A 17,722-nucleotide genomic window follows, 5' to 3' on the forward strand; every position below is an offset into this window, starting at 1 on the left:
CCCCCCCCCCCCCCCCCCCGCCCCCCCCCCCGGCCCCCCGCCCGCCGGGCGGGAGGCCGGCCGTGGCGTCTAGTACGGGCCGTTGACGTTGTCGATCGAGCCGTACCGGTCGGCCGCGTAGTTGCAGGCCGCGGTGATGTTGGCGACCGGGTCGAAGCTGTCCGTCGACGTGCCGGGGACGTGGTAGGCCTCGAACGTGGGGGCGATGACCTGCAGGAGCCCCTTGGACGGAGTTCCGGCGAGCGCGTTGGAGTCCCAGTTGTTGATGGCCAGCGGGTTGCCGGAGGACTCGCGCATGATGTTGCGGTGGATTCCCTCGTACGTGCCGGGGATGCCGTGCTCGGCCATGATGTCGAGCGATTCCTTGATCCAGCCGTCGAGGTCGTTGGTGTAGGACTTCTTCGCCTTGGCCGCGGCGGGCTCGGCGGCGATCGCGCCCTTGCGCTCGGAGCGGTCGGCCCGCTCGGCGGACGCCCGGGAGTCGGCCGCCTTCTTGCCGAGGGTGAGTTCGACGCCGGGGTGGATCAGCCGCGGGTTGTCGCCGACGGCGCTGCGGTTGTCCTCGTACAGCTTCTTCCAGCCGCCGCTCAGGTCATGCTCCTGGGCGATCCCGGCGAGGGAGTCACCGGCGACGACGACGTAGGTCTTGGGGGCGGCGGCCTTCGCGGCCGTCACGGCGGGCTGGGCGGCAGCGGGCTGCGCCGCGGCGGCGGCGGTCGCACCGAGCACCGGGAGGACGAGTACGGCCCCGCCCGTTCCGGCGAAGGCGATTCCCCGGCTGAGCGAACGGGACTTGGGGCGGCGGTGCTTTCCCTTTGCGGGCATGGCGCATTCCTCTCCGTGGCCTACGAGGTGAGCTGTCGGGTTCGGACGGGAGATGTCCGGTCGTCCTGCTGACGACTTCACCCCGAGCCGTTCCGGAATGCGGATCGGCGGCTTACCTGGGTCCCCCGCTCCTGCCGGTGCGTAAGTGAGTGGATGTGAGGGTTTCCGGACAGCGGCAGGATTCGGCGTTCCGTCCGGATTGACGGTGACGTTAGGCGAGAAAGTCCGCGAGGAACAAGGCCGGAATTCGAATGGCGAATGCGCGACAGCCATTTCTGATGACGCGGAACCTTGCGCCCGCCTAGATCAATAAGCCTCAACTCGCCTGGCCCGACGCGGAAATGCGTGCGACGGTTCCCGGATCGGGGCGACTGATTGATGTGATTCGATTCACGGAACCGGCGTGCGGGCGGGAATGCGGATCGAGTGCGTAAAGGCGTTAAGAGTTGGCTTTATGGCCTTAACTCGGACATTCCGCATCAGGGCGGTCGGGGCCGACAAAAGGGCCACGCACGGAAGTTGTCCTCCCGCGCGCGGCCTGCCTGTCGGATGTGACGTCTTCTCAGCCCCTCAGCCCCTCAGCCCCTCAGCCCCTCAGCTCCGGGTCCCGCGCCCTGCTCCGCGTCCCGCTCCCGCAGCGCGGGCTTGAGTACCTTGCCGCCCGCGTTGCGGGGGAGCTCCGTGACCGGTACCAGGTCCTTGGGCCGCTTGAACGAGGCGAGCCGCCCGTCGAGGAACTCCGTCAGCTCGGCAAGGGACAGTTCCGCCCCTGGGGCGACGGTGACGTACGCGACCGGCACCTGCCCCCAGCGCTCGTCCGGCCTGCCGATCACCGCGACCTCCCGCACGGCGGGGTGGGCGGCGACGGCGTTCTCCAGCTCGGCGCAGTAGATGTTCTCGCCGCCGCTGATGATCATGTCCTTCTTGCGGTCGACGACCCAGACGAACCCCTCGTCGTCCCGCCTGACCAGGTCCCCGGAGTGGAACCAGCCCCCTGCGAAGGCCTCCGCGGTCTCCTGCGGCTTCCGCCAGTACCCCTGCGTGAGCGTGGGCCCGCGGTAGACGATCTCGCCGACCTCGCCCACCGCGACGTCGTTCATGTCCGGGTCGACGATGCGGTGCTGGATGCTCGGGATCGGCCGGCCGACCGAGCCGAGCTTGCGCAGCGAGTCCGCCCCGCGCAGCACACAGGTGATCGGCGAGGTCTCGGTCTGGCCGAACACCGCCACGTTGAGCGCGCCGGGGAACTTCTCCCCCATGGCCCGCAGCGTCGCGTCGCTCGCGGGGGCCGCACCCCAGCAGATGATCCGCAGCTTCAGGTCGCGCTTGTCGATGTCCGGCTCCGCGCAGAGCAGGTCCCACTGCTGCGGGACGTTGAAGACGACGGTGGCGCCCTCGGCCTCGTAGGCGTCGAGCACCGCCTTCGGGTCGAAGGCCCCCAGCGGATGGATCACGACCGTGCCGCCGACCAGGATGTGCGCCACCATCGAGCCGAGCCCCGCGATGTGGAAGAAGGGCGCGGTCAGGAAGCCGACGTCGGAGTCGTCGGACATCTCCATCGCGCGCAGGCAGGTGATCGCCTGCACCTGCAGGTTGCGGTGCGACAGCATCACCCCCTTCGGCCGCCCGGTGGTGCCCGAGGTGTACATGATCAGCGCGGTCGCCTCCTCGCTGACGTCGGGCAGTTCCATCGGCTCGTACGACGCCAGGAACTCCTCGTACGCCAGGGCGCCCCCGGCCTCGTCCGCAAGGGCGCCCCCGGCCTCGTCCGGCCGGCCGATGACGAGGACCGTGCCGACCGACGCGGCGCCCGGCACCGACCGCAGCAGCGGCAGCAGCCGTGCGTCGACCACGATCGCCGAGGGGGTGCAGTCGGCGAGGATGTGGTCGAGCTCCAGCGGCGCGAGCCGGAAGCTGAGCGGCACGGCCATGGCGCCCAGGCTGTTCGCCGCGAACACGCCCTCCACGAACCACGGATGGTTGAGCGTCAGCAGAACCACGCGGTCACCGGCGGCCACGCCCCGGTCGGCGAGCCCGGCGGCCAACTGCAGCGATCGGCACGACAGTTGTGCCCAGGTCGTCGTCTCGCCGAGGTGGCGCAGCGCGGGCTTGTCGGGGCGCATCGCCGCGTGGGTGGCCGCCTGCGCCATCCAGTGATGCCGGAAGGACCAGGCGGGAGCCGTGCCGGTCGACATGAGGACTCCTCAAGGGTCGGTCGTAAGGCAGGGGGGCGAACGGTGGTGGCTGCTGCGGCATTCTGCCGTTCAACACCCCCGCGCGAGAAGCGTCGTGACGCGATTTGTTAACGCGGAATCACCTGGCGAGCGGCCCGTCCCGGCTCCGTTCGACGTGTGGTTGACTGAGCCGCATGTCCCCGTCCCCGTCCCCGTCCCCGTCCCCGACCTCGTTCTCGAGACCGGCTGCCCGGTCATGAGCACCGAGCAGATCTCCGCCACGCGCCCCCGCAACCGCCGGCAGCTCATCGTCGAGGCGGCCGGCCGGCTCTTCAGCGAGCGCGGCTACCACGCGGCGTCCATGGAGGACATCGCCGCGCGGGTCGGCATCAGCGCGGCGGCGCTCTACCGCCACTTCCCGAACAAGTACGCGCTGTTCGCGGAGTGTGCTCACACCTTGGTGGACCGGCTCGTCGCCGCCCTCGACCCGCTGCCGCCCGACGCCGCCCCGGCGGACGTGTTCACCGCCCTCGCCCGCGTCACCGTCGCGCACCGTGCCTCGGGCGGCGTGTACCGCTGGGAGGCCAGGTACCTCGACCGTGCGGACCGCCGCCTGCTGCGCGCCAAGTTCGCCCGGGTGGTCGGCCGCGTCACCGAGGCCGTACGGCGTGAAGTCCCGCTGCCCGACGGGCAGTTGCGGGCGGTCGCGGCGCTCGGCGCGATCGGGTCGATCACCATGCACCGCACCTCCATCGCGCAACGCCGGGCCGAGGACCTGCTGTCGGCGTGCGCGCTGCGCGTGGCCGCGACGGACCCCGCGCCGCCCGCGACGGACCCCGCGACGGACCCCGGGCCGCCCGCGACGGACCCCGGGCCGCCCGCGACGGACCCCGGGCCGCCCGCGACGGACCCCGGGCCGCCCGCGACGGACCCCGCGACGGACCCCGCGCCGCCCGTGGCGGGCCCGCGCCGCGTCGAGCTGCCCGCTCTGCCCGTGCCGCACTCGCGGCGGGCGGAGATCCTCGCCGCCGCCGTCCCGCTGTTCGCCCGCGACGGCTTCGCCCACGTCACCAACGGCCAGATCGCCCGCGCCGTCGGCCTCGCCCCGTCCGCGCTCTACCGCCACTACCCGGGCAAGGTCGACATCCTGGCGGCGGCCTGTCTGCAGGCGGCCCGGCTGCTCGCCCAGGCGGTGGACCGGAACCTGCGGGGCGTGGCCGGCCCGCGGGAGGCCGTCGAGGCGCTGGCGGCGACGTACGTGGCGTACAGCTTCGAGCACACCGCGCTCACGAGCGTGGCCGAGGCCGAGTTCGTCGGCCTGCCCGCCGCGCTGCGCCGCCCGCTGGTCCAGGCCCAGCGCGAGCACATCGCCGGCTGGGAACGGCAGTTGCGGCTCGCCCGCCCCGGCCTCGACCCGCGCCAGGCCCGGGTCCTGGTGCACGCCGGGTTCGGCGTGGTGGTCGAGGCCGGGCGGCACCTGCGCTGGCGGGACACCCCCGGCAACCGTGCGGCCGTGACCGGCCTTGTCGTAGGCGCCCTCGGGCTCTGAGCCGCGCGGCAGGCTCAGGAGCCCGGCCGGTTCCCCGTCGGGATCACGATGGGCGTGGTCGTGCCCGAACTGCCGTTGTTCAGGAACGCCATGGCCAGCGCCCGTACGAACTGGTCGAACAGGTAGAAGGCGGCGGGCGCGACCGGGGTCAGGCCCTCGCGGAACAGGATGAAGGCCGGCCAGCCGGTGCGGATCAGGGCCGCCGACGCGGGGTCGCGCCGCAGGCCCAGCCAGTCGCCGATCTCGTCGCTCAGTACGTACCGCACGAACTCGTTGAGGAACCCGCGCGAGACCCCCAGGTCGACCTGGGAGGGCAACCCGAGCAGATCCTCCGCGAGTTGGACGCCCTCCGTCGTAGGGGCCAGGACCGGCGTCAGCACCTGGCCGGACTGCTCCTCCGCGGCGGCCCACGACCGGGGGATGTACTCGTCCCGCACCCCGAGCAGATGCAGCGCGACCTGCCAGCTGTGCAGGAAGGCCTCCTGGTCCTCGTCCGGGAACGGGACCCGCCACTCAAGCAGCTTCCGGCGTACGTACGTGCCGAGACTGTGGAACGTGACCAGGATGTCGGCGTTGCTGATCGGGATCTCCTGGTCCGAGCCCCCCGACCAGTGCGGCGACTGCGGCAGCAGATGACGCACCGCGGCGTGCACCAGACGCGTCTTGTTGGCCGTCACCACGAACTGGCCCGACGGCTCGAACCCTCGAAGCTGCGCCAGGTCGTAGCCGAACGTGAACGTCTTGGCCGCCCGGTCCTTCATGTCGGCGCCGCCCGCCGACCAGTACACGCTCCGCGCCTCCCGCGGGATCACGGTGCTCATCAGGCCGCTGCCCAGGGCGTACAGCATGAACAGGTACGAGTCCTTGCGCCGGTTGAAGTCGGCGGCGCGCGCCAGATTCGCCGGATCCGCCCAGGAGGGCAGCCGGTTGGCCTTCCGCAGCCAGGCGGCGAGGTCGGCCGGCAGGCCGGTGGGCAGGGGGTCGTCGTTGTTCACCCAGGACGCCAGCGCGGAGTTGACCGCGGGCACCCGGCCGTCCTCGATGAGGCGGACCAGGAGCCGGTCCACCTCGTCGTCCCACACGTACTCCGGGTCGGCGCCCGTGCCGGTCCCGGCGACCGAGCCCCGCGGCGACCACGCCCAGGCGTCACCGGCGCCCGCCGCGCCCACGAGGCCGAGGGCGGCGCCGAGGGACAGGACCTTTCTGCGACTGAGACTGCTCATCGGCCTGCTCGCCTTCCTGGTACGGCGTGTGGTTCAACACGCCTTGTTCTGCTCGTTGTTGGCGTTCTCCGCACGGTTCAGAGCTTGTTCCAGGATGTGATTTCCGATTAACATAGCGAGGCCTGGCACGGTCGACAAGGGCTGCCGTCGGAGCGGTCGCCGCAGCTCCCGTCGCCGGCTGTCGGCCACATCACGAGGGGTGCCGTGGCGCGTGGCCCGGGGCTGTGGCCCCAGCCTCCCTGCTCCCCGCCCGGCCCAGTTCCCGGACGAACTCCTCCGCCCGGGGCCAGGCCCCGTACCCCGCGGCGGGGTTGAGGTGTCCGACCGGGCCCAGGTCCACCAGTCGGCTGCCCCAGGCCCGGGCCAGGTCCGCGACCCGGCCGAACCCGGCGAGCGGGTCGTCGGTGCTCGCCGCGACGATGCTCGGGAAGGGCAGCGGCACGCGCGGCGTCGGCAGCCACCCGTGGTCCCGTAGCGCCCCCGGACCGGGGTACCCCTCGGGCAGCGGCGTCTCGAAGTCCGGCGGCGCCGCCAGGAGCGCGCCCGCGACCCGGTTCCCGTTGCCGCGGGCCGCCCAGTGCACGGTGGTCATCACCCCGGCACTGTGGGCCACCAGCACCACGGGCGACGGGACGGGCTCCGCCACCGCGGCGTCCAGGGCGGCGACTTGGGCCGCGCGGCTCAGCCGGTCGCGGGTCAGCGGGGGGACGGTGCGCGCGCCGGGAATCCGCTCGGCGAGGAGCGTCTGCCAGTGGTCCGGCACGTGGTCGCGCATCCCGGGCACGATCAGGACACTCGGCCAGCGGGTCTCGGCGGTGCGGGTCTCGGCGGTGCGGTTCTCGGTGGCGGGGGTCTCGGCGGTGCGCGTCTCGGCGGTGCGGTTCACGGTCGTACGTCTCACATTCGTACGTCCCACGTTCGTGCGTCTCACGTCTGTGCCTCCGTATGCGTCGTAGGGGCGGCCGCGCTCGGGCCGCCGGTGGTCGCCGTCCGCAGCCCGAGGCGCAGCACGTCCCTCTCGTACGTACGCCTCCCCACAGCGAACGCGGCCGCCGCGCCCACCGCGGCCAGGGGCACCAGCTGCAGCGCGCCGAGCAGCCCGACGCGGTCCGCGAGCAGCCCCGTCACCGCGGGGCCCGGAGCCAGGCCGAGCAGGCTGTTGGCGAGCGTGAGCGTGGCCATGGCGGTCGCGGCGACGGCAGCCGGGGTCAGCGCCGTCACCATGGAGGCGGCCGGTCCCGCCGTGGCGTTGGACAGCAGCGTCCCGGCGCCGATCAGGACGAGCTGGAGCGCCCCGGCAGGCAGCTGGAACCCGGCCGTCAGCAGGACCAGCGAACCGGCACTGCACACGATCGCCACGGTCCACTTCCGCGCGGCAAGGCGCCGGCTCACGCGGTCCGTGACGATCCCGCCGCCGATCATGCCGATCCCCGTGATCAGCGCGAACACCCCCGCCGCCAGGCCCGCCTTGGCCGGGGGCATCCCGTAGTACCGGTCGAGGAAGCTGGGCATCCAGGCGAGCAGGGCCATCGCGATGAACATCTGCAGCCCGCTGCCGACGTACGCGCACCGCACCGACACGGACGAGAACAGCCGCGGCACCAGGACCCGGACCAGCTCCCGCCGCGCCACCGGGGCACGGTCGCCGCCACCGGTCCCGGCCCGCCCGAGCCGCTTCTCCGTGACCACGACGCGGTAGACCGCGGCAAGCACCAGCCCGAAGATCCCCATCACGGCGAACGTCCAACGCCAGCCCAGGTGTTCGGCGACGACCCCGCCGATCGACACCCCGAGGACCGACCCGAAGGCGCCCCCGGCGATGAACGCACCGGACAGCGTGGCCCGCAGCGTCACGGGGAACACGCTGAGGACCACCGCGATCCCGACGCTCCCGTACGCCGCCTCGCCCACGCCGACCATGAACCGGCCCAGGAACATCTGGCCGTAACTCGCGGACACGGCGCAGCCCAGGGTCGCCAGACTCCACACGACCGCCGCGAGGACCAGGCTCTTCACCCGGCCCCAGCGGTCCGCGAGCAGCGAGAGCGGGAAGGTGAGCACCCCGACCATCAGCGCCACGATGCCGCTCAGCGAGCCCAACTGGGCGTCGGACAGCTGCCATTCGGCCTTCAGCAGCGGGAAGACCGCGTTGAGCACCTGCCGTGACATGTAGTCCGACAGCAGCAGTCCGAAACTCAGGGCGAAGACCACCCACGCGTAGCGACGGGACACCACCACCGGTCGGGGGCTCGTCGTCATCCGCACCACCCACACGTCCTCATGCGCACCGCCCTCTCCTCCGCGATCCGGTTCAGCAGGGCCGGTCGCCGACGATCCCGGCGCGCTCCATCTTGCGTACGGCGGGCCAGTAGTCCTGGACCGCGTAGTGCTGGGTGGCACGGTTGTCCCAGATGGCCACGCTGTTCGGCTGCCAGCGCCACCGCACCTGGTACTCGGGGATCGCCGCCTGGCTGATCAGATACGTCAGGAGGTTGCCGGCGCCCGGCGCGTAGTCCTGGCCGCAGCGCACGTTCTCCGGCGTGTGGTAGTCGACGAAGTGGGTGGTGAAGGAGTTGACGAAGAGGACCTTCTCGCCGGTCTCCGGATGTGTGCGCACCACCGGGTGCTCCGGGTCCGGATACCTCGCCTTGAGCTGATGCCGCTGCTCGACGGGCATGGCCGCCCCGAAGGTCGCCTCGATGCTGTGCCGCGCGTGCAGCCCCTCGATCTGTGTCTTGATGTGCTCGGGCAGCCTCCGGTACGCCTCCGCCATGTCGACCCAGAGGGTGTCGCCGCCCACCTCGGGCGTCTCCACGCACCGCAGCACGGCCCCCATCGGCGGGCACTCGCGCCAGGTCGCGTCGCAGTGGAGGGCGTTCTCGTAGTGCTCGGGCTTGCTGTCCAGGTCCTTGTAGATACGGACGAGGCCGGGGTGATCGGGGTCGCTGCCGAGGACCGGGTGGTCCTCCAGCGGGCCGAGGCGGGAGGCGAAGGCGACGTGCTCGGCCCGCGTGATGTCCTGGTCGCGGAGGAACAGCACCTTGTACTGAAGCAGCAACTCCTTGATCTCCGCGGCGAGTTCGTCGTCACGGGAGGCATCGCCGAGGTGTACGCCGGACAGCTCGGCGCCGAGGGTGCACGTCAGCGGTTCGACCTTGATGGAGCTGCGCCGGACGGCGGCGCGCCGGTGAAGGGTCTGAGACATGATGCTCACTCCTGGGCCTGGGCTTGGGCTTGGGCTTGGGCTTGGGCATGGGGCATGGCGTGTGGGTGACGTGGGGGCCTTACGTGGATCTGATGCGGCTCTGACGTGGGTCTGATGCGGCGCGGGGCGCGAACCCGGACCAGGAGGTTCAGAGGACGAGGACGGACGATCCCGTGGTCCGGCCCGCCTCCAGGTCGCGGTGTGCCTGGGCCGCCTCCTTGAGGCTGTAGCGCTGATTGATGCGGATCTTGATGCGCTCGGCCGCGACGTGCTCGAACAGCTCACCGGCCAGCGCGTCCCGCTCCGCGGGCTCGGCGATGTAGTCGGCCAGCGCGGGCCGGGTCGCGAACAGCGAGCCGTGGACGGCGAGTTGCATCGCGTCCAGCGGCGGCACTCCGGAGGCCGTACCGAAGCACACCAGCAGGCCGCGTCGGCGCAGCGACGCCATCGAGCCGGCCACCGTGTCCTTGCCGACGCTGTCGAAGACGACCGGGACACCCTGCCCGTCGGTCAGCTCCCGCACCCGCTCGGCCACGTTCTCGCGCCGGTAGTGGACGATGTGGTCGCAGCCGTGGGCGCGGGCGGTCTCGGCCTTCTCCTCGCTGGAGACGGTGCCGATCACGGTGAGGCCGAGCAGCTTCGCCCACTGGCAGAAGATCAGCCCGACACCGCCTGCCGCGGCGTGCAGCAGCACCGTGTCTCCGGCCTTCAGCGGGTGGATACGCCGCAGCAGATACGCGGAGGTGAGCCCGCGCATCGTCATCGCGGCGGCCGTCTCGCAGCTGATCTCCGCCGGCAGCCGGATCAGTGAGTCCGCGGGCATCACCCGCTCCGTGCTGTACGCGCCCAACGGGCTGCCGGTGTACGTCACCCGGTCGCCCTCGGCGACGTGCGTGACCCCGACGCCCACCGCCTCCACCACCCCGGCGGCCTCGACCCCGAGCCCCGCGGGCAGCGGCGCCGGGTACAGGCCCGTACGGAAGTAGGTGTCGGCGAAGTTCAGTCCGACGGCGACGTGCCGGACCCGGACCTCACCGGGACCCGGGTCACCGACGGGGACCTCCTCCCACCGCAGGACGTCGGGTCCGCCGGTCTCGTGGAAGCGGATGGCGTGGGGCATGAGTACGGGGGCTCCGTTCGGTGAGGGGGAAGTGGGGCGGGGCGGGGCGAGGTGAGGGGGTGAGGTTCGGCCGGGGCTCGGCCGGGGCTCGGCCCGGCTCAGCCGTCGATGTCGCGCAGCATGAAGCCGCGTCGCCCGGGGCGGCGGTTGGGCACCATGCCGAGCCGGGCCAGGGTCTCCTCGGTGTCCGCGTACCGCTCTCCGAGCCTGTAGATCTCCTTGGCCTCGGCCCCGGACGCGACGTCCCGGCCGAGGGCGTCGGCGATCTGCACCATCTGCTCGACCTGCGCCACCGAGCTCATCCGCTCGCCCTTGCGCCGCCACAGGTTGTCCTCGTTCCCCACGCGCACGTGCACGCCCAGGGCGATGGCGATCGCGTTCATCGGGGCGACGGCGCGCATCGAGCTCTCGACGGTGAGGACGGCGCCGTCGGGGGTGCGGCGGACGAACTCGATCAGGTCGGCGGGGTGCCGGCCCGCGAACCCGCCGCCGATCGCCACGTAGTTGAGCACCAGCGGCCCGGTGTGGACGCCGCTGCGGATCAGCCGTTCCACGGTCTCCAGCTGGGCGAGGGTGGCGAGTTGGAAGTGCGGCTGGATGCCGTTGGCGTTCAGGCGGTCGAGGTGTTCGAGATAGAAGTCCGGGCCCGCCTCGACGACCATGTCGCGGTACGCCTTGTAGTACTCGGGTTTGGCGATCGAGGTGCCCGCGAGGTCGTCGTCCGACATGATCTCGACGATGTTCATCTGGTTGGTGTTGATCGCGATCGTCACCTGGTCCGGCCGCGGCGTGAGGTCGGCCAGCATGTGGCGGGTGTCGTAGCTGAGCCACTTGGCCTCGGCGCCCTCGTCCTCGGGGGCGAAGGAGATCGACCCGCCGATCTGGAGGACCATGTCGGGCACGGCCTCGCGCAGCCGGGCGAGCAGCTCGTTGAACATCGACATGCGCTTGGAGCCGTGGCCGTTCAGCTCGCGCACATGGATGTGCAGCACGGTCGCGCCCGCGTTGTGGCAGTCGACTGCCGCCTGGACGTGCTCGTCCATGGTCAGCGGCAGGTCGTCCGCGTCGCCGGGCAGCCATTCCGGGCCGTAGGGGGCGGCCTGGATGACCAGCTTCTCCTGGTTCTCCGGCAGCAGGGAGTCGTCGAGGAAGTGCACGGTCCATCTCCTTTGTCGGACGTGGCACACGCGCTGCCGACGGCGGTCCGGCGAGGGCCCGGTGGCAGGGCGGAGCGGGGATGAGCGCAGACGGAAGGGTGCGGCGAAAAGGCCTGGCAGGGGGTGTCGTCAGGCCGCGTGGTCCGCTGGTTTCCCCTGCGGTAAGGCCACGTTAGGGGCCGGTTTCCGGGCCTGCTTTACCTCTGGTGACAGGTGACTTGTCGATCGGGGACACCCGAACACCCGATCCGCCGCCCTCGCGCTCCGCCGCGCCGCCGCCAGGCGGCCGGGGCAGGAGGGGCTACCGCTTCCCGGCCTGCGCGGCCCGCCACTGCCGGGGGCTTTCCCCGAAGTTGTCGCGGAACCAGCGGGAGAACGCGCTCGGCGCGGAGAAGCCGAGCAGCCCGGAGATCTCCGTCAGCGAACGGCGCGGGCTGGCCACCAGCTGCGCGGCGAGCCGGCCGCGCGTCGCGTTGACGAGCGAGGAGAACGTCTCGCCCGACGCGGCGAGGTGGCGGTGGACGGTCCTCCGGTCGACGCCGAGACTCCCGGCGACCTGGTCGATGGAGCACCGCCCGGTCGGCAGCAGCACCTCGATCAGCTCGCGTACGCGATCCAGCTCCGTCGTCTCCCGCGTCACGGCGATGGAGGCGAAGTACTGCTGCGCGTACGTCCGCAGCATCGGGTCGGACAGCGCGTTGGGGGTGTCGAGGTCGTCGGCGTACAACACGATCCCGTTGAACTCCCGGTCGAACTCCACCACGGGGCCGAACAGGCGCCGATGCGTGCCGGGGTCGTCGGGGGCAGCATGCGTGAAGCAGACCGACAACGGCTGCCAGCGCGACCCGAGGAAGCCGCGAAGGAACCGGTGAAAGGCCCCGACGGCGAGCTCGACGGCCTGCCGTGCGTCACCACCCTCGACCGGTTCCAGGCCGACCTTGAGCGTGGCCACCCCGCCCACTTCGGAGAGCCTGCTGCGCAGCATCTCGTTGTACGTGTGCTCGTGCCGCAGCAGGAGCTCCAGCGCACTGCGCGCGTCCGGCTCCTCGCGCAGCACCAGGCTGATGGGGCCGAGGGTGGAGAAGCGCCGCCGCTCTGCGAGCAGCAGCCCGAAGTCCGCGCGCTGCGCGGCCGCGGCGGAGCGTTCCAGGAGCTGGGTGACGGCGGCGCCGGAGATCCACCGGTCCGGCACGGAGAGCCCGACGGCGTCGAGCCCCACCTGCTTCATCAGCACCTGCGGGTCGATCCCGAGCGACCGGCTCAGTTCGAGGTAATTGCTCAGCACCGCATTGCGGACCAAGGGCTTCATGGGCGCACTCCAGGATTCCGTCCCCCACTGATAAGCGAGACGTCACGCCACGTCAAGATGCGCGCCGCGGCAACGGACGGCCGCGCCCGAGCCGCACGCGCACAGCAGGGTCGAGCCCGTGCCGCGCGCACAGCAGGGTCGAGCCCGTGCCGCACGCACAGGAGGTTCGAGCCCGTGCCGCGCGCACAGGAGGTTCGAGCCCGTGCCGCGCGCGCCCTCACCCACCCCCCTCCCGGACCGCCTCCGGCAGTTGCCCCACCGCCGCGGGGCTGTCGGGGAACATCGTCGCGAGCAGCCGCTCCTGGACCGCCGTGCCGCGCGACTCAAGCCGCTCGCGCCCTCCGGGCAGGGCACCGAGGACGCGGTACCGGGCGGTGTTGCCCGCGAGGGCGAGCAGCAGCGCCCACGGGAGCCGGCGGCGCAGGCCCAGGTCGCGCATGCCGTCCCTCCCCACGAAGACGGAGAGCAGGCTCGCCTGACGCGCCCGCTCGTACCGCTGGTGGAGCCGCTGCAGCGCGCCGCCGCCGTGGCCGAAGTCCCGCTCGGCCTGGGCGTTCAGGGTCTGGCGGGCGAGGTCCCGGCCGGCCTGCGTCTGCCCGGCGGCGGCCAGCAGGATGTGGTAGTTCCAGCGGTGCCGGACGTTCTCGTCGTCGGTCAGCCACTGCGGCGAGACGCCCATCAGCCACCCGACGTACCGCCACAGATGCATCAGGTCGTCGCGCTGCACACGGGTCAGCCGTACGCCGAGACCGAGGCAGCCGACGATCACCGTGCCGTCGAAGAGCCCGAGGGTTGCCGCCTGGTCGGCCTGGTTGACGGGCAGGCCCCAGCGTGCCGTGTCCCAGCGCGGCTCGAAGCGGGCGTTCACCAGGGCGTGCATGGCGCGCACATGGACCGTCAGACGCCAGCCCTCGGCGCCGGGCCAGAGGCCTCCCGCGCGGGTGACGGCGTTGGTCCACTTCGTGGTCTCGCCGAGGCGCCGCAAGGTGGTACCGCCGGTCAGGCCGCCGGTGCGGACGAGCAGGTCGGGCGGCCCGCCGAAGCGGTAACCGCCGATGAGGGAGAGGAGGGTGAGGACGTCACCCGCGTTGCGGCCGAGGTACCGGTAGGCGGCGGCGCCCCGCTCGATCCGGTCCCAGTCCACCCAGTCCGGCACCGCCGTCGCCTGGTCCAGCAACTCCCGCAGGGCGGGCGGCAGTTCACGCGGAACGTCGGGCGCCGCGAGCAGCGCCCGGCCGATCTGCGCGTGCGTCACCCGCCCCGGATCGCCGGCGGGTAACCGCATGGCCTCGGCGAGGGCGGCGCCCAACTCGTCGCGTTCGAGGAGGGCTTGCCCCACCCGCTCCATCAGGGGCTCGTCGATCTCCCGGCCGATGTCGGCGAAGAGAAAGATCCCGCGGGCGATCCTGCGGCCCCGCTCCTCGGCCTCCCGGAAACGGCGTGGGAACCGGGTAGTGTCACGGACCTCGCTGATCTGTGTCATACGTTCCGTTGTAACGCGAATTTCTGCTCGCATACCATTCGCGTCATGCGAAAGGAGCCACGCCAGCAGCGCTCGCGCCACATGGTCGAACGGATCGTTGCAGCAGGGCAGTTGGTGCTGTCGCGGGACGGCTACGCGCGCTTCGCGACCACCCGCGTCGCGGACGAGGCGGCCATCAGCCCGGGCTCGCTCTACCAGTACTTCCGCGACAAGGACGAACTCCTCACCGTCCTCATGGAACGCTTCTGGACGGAGACGGGCGACCGCGTGACCGCCTCGCTCGCCGACCGCTTCACCGACCCGCCGGAGCGGCTGATCCCCGACGCGGTGGAGGCGCTGCTGTCCGCGATGGAGTACGACTCGCAACTGCTTCGCGTTGTCGTCGAGGAGGTGCCGCCCCGCTACAGCGAGGCCCACCTGCACGCGCTCCGCCGCCGCATCCACGACCTGGGCTCGGCCTACCTCGCGGGCCGGGCGCCGGGGGAGCGGAGCGGGGCGACGCGCTCGTGGGTGATCGTGGCCGCGATGGAGGCGCTCAGCGTCCGCTGGGTCCTCGAACGGCCCCCGATCCCTCGGGAGTTGCTGATCGAGGAGCTCACGGCGCTGGTGACCAACTACATGAACGGCACGCCGACGCTCTGACAGCGGGACTCTATGGTGGTCCGGTGAGGTTCGTACCTTGGTGGGCCGTGCTCTCGTCCGGGTGCGCGCCCCTTCTGCTGGTCGGTGGCTGGACCCTGGCGGCGGTGGTGGAGGGGCCCGGCTACGACCCCGTCACGGAGACCATCAGCGCGATGGCCGCCGACGGGGCGTCCGGTCGCGGGGTGCTGAGCGGCGCGCTGGTCGCCCTGGGCGTGTGCCACCTCGTCACCGCCTGGGGGCTGCGCCCCGCCGCGGTCGCCGGGCGGGTGGCGCTGGGGTGCGGCGGTCTCGCGGTCATCGGGATGGCGCTCTCCCCGGTCCCGGAGAGCGGCGGTTCGCTGGTCCACGGCTGGGTCGCCGCCGTCGGTTTCGCCCTCATGGCGCTGTGGCCGGTCCTGGCGGCGGCATGGCCTGGAGCCGCACGGCGTGGAGCCGCATGGCCTGGAGCCGCACGGCGTGGAGCCGCACAGCCCGGAGGCGTACGACCTGAGGCCGTGCCGTGGGGGCTGCGGCCCGCGCTGTCGCTCGCGGTGTGCCTGCTGATGGGGGCCGGGGCGGTGTGGTTCCTGGTCGCACTGCACCGCCAGGGCGCGGCCGGTGTGGCCGAACGCGTCCTGACCACCGCGCAGACGGCATGGCCGTTCGCCGTCGTGCTGTCCTGCGGGAGACGGGGCGCACGTACGGGCTCACGTACGGGCTGACGGGAAATCTGACGGGAAAGCTGACGGAAAAAATTCGGAGGAGATCGGCGCCGCGATGAGGAAGACTTGGCGGACCGATGACTTTTTCCAGGCCCACCGGTCTCCACCGGTGCAACCATCCATGTCCATGTCCACGTCCACATCCGCGTCCCGGCCGGCAGCCTCGGCTCCTTGGTGACCGCGACCAGAAGCCCGGCGAGGTGCTGCCATGTCAACCGTGATCCAGGAACGACCGGCCGTGAAGGCGGGTGGCACACCGACGGTGGTGCGGCTGCTCGTCCTGGCCACGTTCGTGGTGATCCTCAACGAGACCATCATGATCAACGCGATCCCGCGGCTGATGGACTCGTTGCACATCACCGAACAGTCCGCGCAGTGGGTGTCCACCGCCTTCATGCTCGCCATGGCCGCCGTCATCCCGGTCACCGGCTGGTTCCTGCAGCGCGTCACCACGCGCCAGGCGTACGCCATAGCCATGGGCGTGTTCCTCGCGGGCACCGCACTCTCCGCCGTGGCGCCCGGCTTCGAGGTGCTGCTCCTCGGCCGCATCGTGCAGGCCGTCGGCACGGCCGTGATGATGCCGCTGCTGATGACCACCCTGATGATCGTGGTGCCCGAGCAGGACCGCGGCCGCGTGATGGGCAACGTCACCCTGGCGATCTCCGTGGCGCCCGCGCTCGGGCCCGCCGTGTCCGGGCTGATCCTGCAGGCCGGTTCCTGGCGGCTGCTCTTCGTGGTCGTGCTGCCCATCGCGGGCCTGGTCACCCTCTTCGGGCTGCGCAAGCTGGAGAACATCGACGAGCCCGAGGTCAGCCCCATCGACTGGCTCAGCGTCGCCGTCGCGGCGCTCGGCTTCGGCGGCCTCGTGTACGGCCTGAGCATGTTCGGCGAGGGCCACGGCAAGGTGGGGGCCGGAATCGGCGTCGTCGCCGCCGGGGCCGCGGCGATCGCGGTCTTCGTGTTCCGCCAGCTGAGGCTGCAGCGCACCGGCACACCGCTGATGGACCTGCGCACCCTGAAGCACCGCACGTTCGCGCTGTCCCTGGTCCTCATGTCCATCGGGTTCCTCGCGATGCTCGGCGCGATGATCCTGCTGCCGCTCTATCTGCAGAACGTGCGCGGGCTCAGCCCGTTGGAGACCGGTCTCCTCGTCATGCCGGGCGGCCTCGTCATGGGCCTGCTCGGCCCGACCATCGGCAAGGCCTTCGACCGCTTCGGCAGCCGCCCGCTCATCCTGCCCGGCTCGATCGCCATGGTGCTCGCCCTCGGCGCGCTGACCCAGGTCTCGACGACGATGCCGTACTGGGTCGTCCTCGGGCTGCACGCACTCCTCATGGTCGGCCTGGCCGCCACGTTCACCCCGTGCTTCACGCTCGGCATGGGCGGACTGCCCGCGCACCTGTACTCCCACGGCAGTTCCATGCTCGGCACGCTGCAGCAGGTCGCCGCGGCGTTCGGCACGGCCCTCGTGGTCACCGTCATGTCCTCCCGTACGAGCCGGCTCGTCGCGGACGGGACGTCGGAGGCGGTGGCCCAGGTGAGCGGGATGAAGCTGGCCTTCGCCGTCGTGGCCGCGCTCGCCGTGGTGACCGTCGTCGTCGCGGCGAAACTGCCGAACCGCATCACGCACGACGACGACGGGAGCCGGCCGGCGCAGTCGCCGTCGGCCGCTCAGTAGCCGGGCGGCGGAGCCTACGAGGTGGTGCCGGGCGCGTCCTGGGGAGAGCTCGGCGACTCGGGCTGTTCCTGGGGCGTGCTCGGCGGCACGGACGGCGACTTCGTGGGCGGGGACTCCGTGCCCGGTGAGGAGGGGGCGGAGGGGCTGGGCGACGGGGAGTCGCTTCGGGCGGCGGCCCTTGGGTCGCCGTCACGCGGGCCCGGTGTGGTCGCGGTACGGCGGTGGCGGCGCGTGCAGGCGGGCGGCCGCGGTCCGCAAGGTGGCGGCGGTGGCGTCGGGGACGGCGTCGGTCACGGCGACCCGGGCGAAGGGGGACGCCGCCGGCCGCAGGTCGACGCAGATCACGGTGCCCGCCCGCGGCCGCAGCGCGACGAAGTCCCGCTCCCCGGACACGTCCCGTACGCCGATGGACAGCACATCGGGGATCCATGTGCCCCGGCCCTGGGTGCCGCGCACGACCCGCCACCACGAGGAGTCCGCCGTCACCTGCTCGATCGCGTCGAGCGGTACGTGCACGTCGCCGCGGCGTGCGGCGAGCTTCTCCCACCACGCGAGCCGGACGATCAGCTCGCCCTTCCTGGCCACCAGCCGGGCCATGGCAGTCACACCTTCTGGTCGGCGTTCCGCCTGCACGACCAGCATATTCCGCCCCGTTC

Annotated in this window: 15 protein-coding genes and 1 riboswitch; of the genes, 4 read left to right on the forward strand and 11 right to left on the reverse strand. The window is 72.0% G+C overall.

Annotated features, from left to right (window positions below; translation table 11 throughout):
• Positions 1-69: 69 nt before the first annotated feature.
• On the reverse strand, positions 70-825 hold the full coding sequence (locus tag QIS99_RS15020) for a LysM peptidoglycan-binding domain-containing protein (protein WP_282513822.1): 756 nt from the start codon (positions 823-825) through the stop codon (positions 70-72).
• A gap of 4 nt (positions 826-829) precedes the next feature.
• Positions 830-983: riboswitch (cyclic di-AMP (ydaO/yuaA leader) on the reverse strand.
• 420 nt (positions 984-1,403) lie between these two features.
• Positions 1,404-3,020 carry a long-chain-fatty-acid--CoA ligase gene (locus tag QIS99_RS15025; protein WP_282513823.1) on the reverse strand — a complete coding sequence of 539 codons (1,617 nt, stop codon included), beginning with the start codon at positions 3,018-3,020 and terminating at the stop codon, positions 1,404-1,406.
• Between the two features lie 235 nt (positions 3,021-3,255).
• On the opposite strand from QIS99_RS15025, the gene QIS99_RS15030 reads away from it, so the two are divergent.
• The gene (locus QIS99_RS15030) at positions 3,256-4,548 is read left to right on the forward strand and encodes a TetR/AcrR family transcriptional regulator (RefSeq protein ID WP_282513824.1); all 1,293 of its coding nucleotides are present in this window, start codon (positions 3,256-3,258) and stop codon (positions 4,546-4,548) included.
• A gap of 14 nt (positions 4,549-4,562) precedes the next feature.
• Here QIS99_RS15030 and QIS99_RS15035 read toward each other — a convergent pair whose 3' ends face one another.
• The 8 genes from QIS99_RS15035 to QIS99_RS15070 form a co-directional block, all read right to left on the reverse strand.
• A complete protein-coding gene (locus tag QIS99_RS15035) occupies positions 4,563-5,771 on the reverse strand; it encodes an oxygenase MpaB family protein (RefSeq protein WP_282513825.1) in 1,209 nt (402 codons plus the stop codon).
• Positions 5,772-5,961: 190 nt separating this feature from the next.
• Complete coding sequence (locus QIS99_RS15040) at positions 5,962-6,702, reverse strand: RBBP9/YdeN family alpha/beta hydrolase (RefSeq protein WP_282513826.1); 741 nt, start codon at positions 6,700-6,702, stop codon at positions 5,962-5,964.
• Positions 6,699-8,030 carry an MFS transporter gene (locus QIS99_RS15045; RefSeq protein ID WP_282513827.1) on the reverse strand — a complete coding sequence of 444 codons (1,332 nt, stop codon included), beginning with the start codon at positions 8,028-8,030 and terminating at the stop codon, positions 6,699-6,701. The genes QIS99_RS15040 and QIS99_RS15045 overlap by 4 nt, the downstream gene beginning before the upstream one ends.
• Before the next feature lie 52 nt (positions 8,031-8,082).
• Entirely contained in the window at positions 8,083-8,976 is an 894-nt protein-coding gene (locus QIS99_RS15050) for a TauD/TfdA dioxygenase family protein (protein WP_282513828.1), read from the reverse strand.
• A gap of 148 nt (positions 8,977-9,124) precedes the next feature.
• The gene (locus tag QIS99_RS15055; RefSeq protein ID WP_282513829.1) at positions 9,125-10,096 is read right to left on the reverse strand and encodes a quinone oxidoreductase family protein; all 972 of its coding nucleotides are present in this window, start codon (positions 10,094-10,096) and stop codon (positions 9,125-9,127) included.
• 98 nt (positions 10,097-10,194) lie between these two features.
• The gene (locus QIS99_RS15060) at positions 10,195-11,253 is read right to left on the reverse strand and encodes a BKACE family enzyme (protein WP_282513830.1); all 1,059 of its coding nucleotides are present in this window, start codon (positions 11,251-11,253) and stop codon (positions 10,195-10,197) included.
• A 301-nt stretch (positions 11,254-11,554) separates the two neighbouring features.
• The gene (locus tag QIS99_RS15065; RefSeq protein ID WP_282513831.1) at positions 11,555-12,562 is read right to left on the reverse strand and encodes an AraC family transcriptional regulator; all 1,008 of its coding nucleotides are present in this window, start codon (positions 12,560-12,562) and stop codon (positions 11,555-11,557) included.
• Positions 12,563-12,779: 217 nt separating this feature from the next.
• Positions 12,780-14,045 carry an oxygenase MpaB family protein gene (locus QIS99_RS15070; protein WP_282513832.1) on the reverse strand — a complete coding sequence of 422 codons (1,266 nt, stop codon included), beginning with the start codon at positions 14,043-14,045 and terminating at the stop codon, positions 12,780-12,782.
• A 45-nt stretch (positions 14,046-14,090) separates the two neighbouring features.
• Between QIS99_RS15070 and QIS99_RS15075 the strand changes: the two genes are divergently transcribed.
• From QIS99_RS15075 to QIS99_RS15085, 3 genes are all read left to right on the forward strand, one after another.
• The gene (locus QIS99_RS15075; RefSeq protein WP_282513833.1) at positions 14,091-14,687 is read left to right on the forward strand and encodes a TetR/AcrR family transcriptional regulator; all 597 of its coding nucleotides are present in this window, start codon (positions 14,091-14,093) and stop codon (positions 14,685-14,687) included.
• A 23-nt stretch (positions 14,688-14,710) separates the two neighbouring features.
• Positions 14,711-15,388 carry a DUF998 domain-containing protein gene (locus QIS99_RS15080; protein ID WP_282513834.1) on the forward strand — a complete coding sequence of 226 codons (678 nt, stop codon included), beginning with the start codon at positions 14,711-14,713 and terminating at the stop codon, positions 15,386-15,388.
• 208 nt (positions 15,389-15,596) lie between these two features.
• A complete protein-coding gene (locus QIS99_RS15085; RefSeq protein WP_282513835.1) occupies positions 15,597-17,066 on the forward strand; it encodes an MDR family MFS transporter in 1,470 nt (489 codons plus the stop codon).
• A 189-nt stretch (positions 17,067-17,255) separates the two neighbouring features.
• Here the strand turns inward: QIS99_RS15085 and QIS99_RS15090 are convergent, their stop codons facing one another.
• A complete protein-coding gene (locus QIS99_RS15090) occupies positions 17,256-17,663 on the reverse strand; it encodes a hypothetical protein (protein WP_282513836.1) in 408 nt (135 codons plus the stop codon).
• Positions 17,664-17,722 lie beyond the last annotated feature (59 nt).

Origin of the sequence: Streptomyces solicavernae (assembly GCF_029968095.1) — a bacterium.
Classification (GTDB): Bacteria; Actinomycetota; Actinomycetes; order Streptomycetales; family Streptomycetaceae; genus Streptomyces; species Streptomyces solicavernae.